Below are 2,900 nucleotides of genomic sequence, written 5' to 3'. Positions count from 1 at the left end.
CGGTCGATCTTGAGGGCCTGCGGCTCGAAGGCCACGCCGCCGATCAGGAGGGCGACCGAGAGATTGTGCATCTTGCCCAGCGTCTCGAAGGCCTCGCGCACCTGGTCGGCCAGTTCGCGGGTGGGCTCCAGGATCAGCGTGCGCGGCATTCTTGCGCGCGCGCGGCCCTTTTCGAGGAGCGAGAGCATGGGAAGGACGAAGGCCGCCGTCTTGCCGGAGCCCGTCTGGGCGAGGCCCATCACGTCACGGCGCTGCAGGGCGGGCGGGATCGCCTCAGCCTGAATGGGGGTGGGGGTCTGGTAACCGGCGGCGGCGACCGCCTCGAGGGTTCTTGGGCTCAGTCCGAGCTCGGAGAAGTTCATGTGGGGTGAAAAACCAATCTGGCGGCGGTGTTTGACGTGAAACAGCAAGCCGGGCGGAGTGCGCCATAAATGCCCGGCAACGTGATGTGTTGGCAGATAGTGATTTTATTGGGGAAAGTCAATCGACGGCCCACAGAGCTCTTGCAGGATCGCACAGGAAAGCACAATCTTGACGCGATTTCAGGACTATCCTGAGATTGTTAATTTGCTTTCATCATCGCGTCCGAAGCGGGCGCGCTGGCGAGACAGGGGGGAACAACAATGATCAAGAAACTTGGCGCTGAGTTCTTCGGCACATTCTGGCTGGTGCTGGGCGGTTGCGGCGCTGCCGTACTGGCCGCCGGCTTTCCGGGCTTCGGCATTGGCTTTCTCGGCGTGGCGCTGGCCTTCGGCCTCACCGTGCTGACCATGGCCTATGCGGTGGGGCATGTGTCCGGCGCCCATTTCAACCCGGCCGTGACGGTGGGCCTGGCCGCCGCGGGCCGCGTCGGCTGGGGAATCGTGCCGGGCTATGTCGTCGCCCAGGTGCTGGGCGGCGCGCTCGGGGCCTTCGTGCTTTATCTCATCGCCAGCGGCAAGGCTGACTTCGCAACCGCCGGGGGTTTCGCGTCCAACGGCTATGGCGAGCATTCGCCGGGCGGCTATTCGCTCACCGCCGCCCTCGTCTGCGAGGTGGTGATGACCGCCATGTTCCTGGTGGTGATCCTCGGCGTCACCCACAGGAACGCCCCCGCCGGCTTCGCGCCGCTGGCCATCGGGCTGGCGCTGACGCTCATTCACCTGATTTCCATTCCGGTGACCAATACCTCGGTGAATCCGGCGCGCTCCACGGCGGTCGCCCTGTTTGCGGATGGCTGGGCGATGCAGCAGCTCTGGCTGTTCTGGCTGGCGCCGCTGGCGGGTGGCGTGATCGGCGCCTTCGTCCACCGCTTCATCTCGGAGGATTGAGCGCTTTTCATGAACAAAGGGGCGGATCCCATCGGGAACCCGCCCCAGTTCTACGCTCACGCACGGGAGGAAACTCCGCATGACGAATCGGCGCTAGATTACACGAAGATTGCGCCTTATCCAAACGCTGGCGCGCTATTCCAGCCGCGAAGGAAAGCCCGGCGCCCTGAGGTCGGTGTGGAGCAGGTCCTCCAGCAGCTTGGCGATCTGGGTTGATTGCGCCTGCCCGCCATAGGCGGCTTTTCCTTTCATGAAGGTCTGCTGGGTCATCGAGGCCAGATCCAGCGGCACGCCGAATTCCTTGCCGAAATTCATGGCGAAGCCCAGGTCCTTCAGCGCCAGGTCCATGGTGAAGGCGATGTCATAGCTGCCGTTGAGGATGAGCTGACCCTCCGTCTCATGCACGAAGCTGGTGCCGGACGACGCGGTGATCGCCTGCCAGGCCTGGCCAAGATCGAGCCCGCCACGCTTTGCCAGCATCAGGGCTTCGGCATCGGCCACCAGATGGATGAAGGCCAGCATGTTGGTGATCACCTTGATGACCGCCGCGGAGCCGATCGGCCCCATATGGAAGATCTTCTTTCCGATGGTTTCCAGCGCCGGCTTGTGAAGTTCGAACACCGCCTTGTCGCCGCCCACCAGCACGGTGATCTCGCCGCGCGCCGCAAGATGCACGCCGCCCGTCACCGGCGCTTCGAGCACCCTGACGCCTTTGGCCTCCGCCATGGCGGCGAGGCGCTGCATCTCATCGCGGCCATTGGTGGAATTCTCGATCCAGGTCGCGCCGGGCTTCAGCGTGGTGAGGATTTCGGCCAGCACTTTCTCCGAAACCGCGGGCGACGGCAGGCAGGTGAAGACATGGTCCACCCTGGAAGCCAAGCCGGCGGGCGAGGCCGCCCAGGACGCGCCGTCCCTCAGATGGCGTTCGGCCAGCGCCGGGTCGAGGTCGAAGACGGTAACCTTGTAGCCCTTCTTCACCAGCGAATGCGCCAGGTGCCCGCCCAGATTGCCGAGCCCGACATAGCCGTAATGCATGATCTATTCTTCCTTGCGCAGCGGGCGGTTGGTCATTTCGAGGTGGAGGTTGGCGCCGGTGTAGGGATGGGCTTCAGCCACCTCCTCATTGAGCTCGATGCCAAGCCCCGGTTCGCCGGGCGGGATCACATAACCGTCCTGCCAGAGGATCGGCTTCTTCAAGATCTGCGCATGGAAGCCGCCCCATTCCTCGATCGATTCGAGGATGAGGAAATTCGGCAGCGAGGCGGCGTAATGAATGTTGGCGGCCCCCTCCACCGGACCCGCGTAAAGATGCGGCGCGATCTGCGCGTAATAGGTTTCCGCCATGCCGGCGATCTTCTTGGCCTCCATCAGGCCGCCTACCCGGCCCAGCGCCATCTGCAGGATGGAAGCCGCGCGGCATTCCAGCACCCGGGCGAATTCATATTTGGTGGTCAGCCGCTCGCCGGTGGCCACCGGAATGGAGGTGGCGCGCGCCACCACCGCCAACTCCACGGGCTTTTCACGCGGCACCGGCTCCACGAAACACAGGGGGTCGAACCGCTCGATCATTCTTTCAAAGCGAAAGGCGCC

Annotated in this window: 4 protein-coding genes; 1 reads left to right on the top strand and 3 read right to left on the bottom strand. The window is 64.1% G+C overall.

All coding sequences use genetic code 11. The features are described from left to right. The coding region (locus tag ACKOED_RS17625; protein WP_408917936.1) for a DEAD/DEAH box helicase at positions 1-362 on the bottom strand (362 nt) is incomplete at its 3' end. 261 nt (positions 363-623) lie between these two features. Between ACKOED_RS17625 and aqpZ the strand changes: the two genes are divergently transcribed. Beyond that, the gene (gene aqpZ / locus ACKOED_RS17620) at positions 624-1,310 is read left to right on the top strand and encodes an aquaporin Z (RefSeq protein ID WP_408917935.1); all 687 of its coding nucleotides are present in this window, start codon (positions 624-626) and stop codon (positions 1,308-1,310) included. Positions 1,311-1,445: 135 nt separating this feature from the next. Here the strand turns inward: aqpZ and ACKOED_RS17615 are convergent, their stop codons facing one another. Together ACKOED_RS17615 and ACKOED_RS17610 are read right to left on the bottom strand one after the other, a co-directional pair. Next, on the bottom strand, positions 1,446-2,345 hold the full coding sequence (locus ACKOED_RS17615) for an NAD(P)-dependent oxidoreductase (protein WP_408917934.1): 900 nt from the start codon (positions 2,343-2,345) through the stop codon (positions 1,446-1,448). Between the two features lie 3 nt (positions 2,346-2,348). Continuing rightward, on the bottom strand, positions 2,349-2,900 hold a 552-nt coding region (locus tag ACKOED_RS17610), incomplete at its 5' end, for an enolase C-terminal domain-like protein (RefSeq protein ID WP_408917933.1).

This window comes from Aestuariivirga sp. (assembly GCF_046093005.1).
In the GTDB taxonomy this organism is placed as follows: Bacteria; Pseudomonadota; Alphaproteobacteria; order Rhizobiales; family Aestuariivirgaceae; genus Aestuariivirga.
This window is presented reverse-complemented; position numbering and strand designations above follow the sequence as displayed.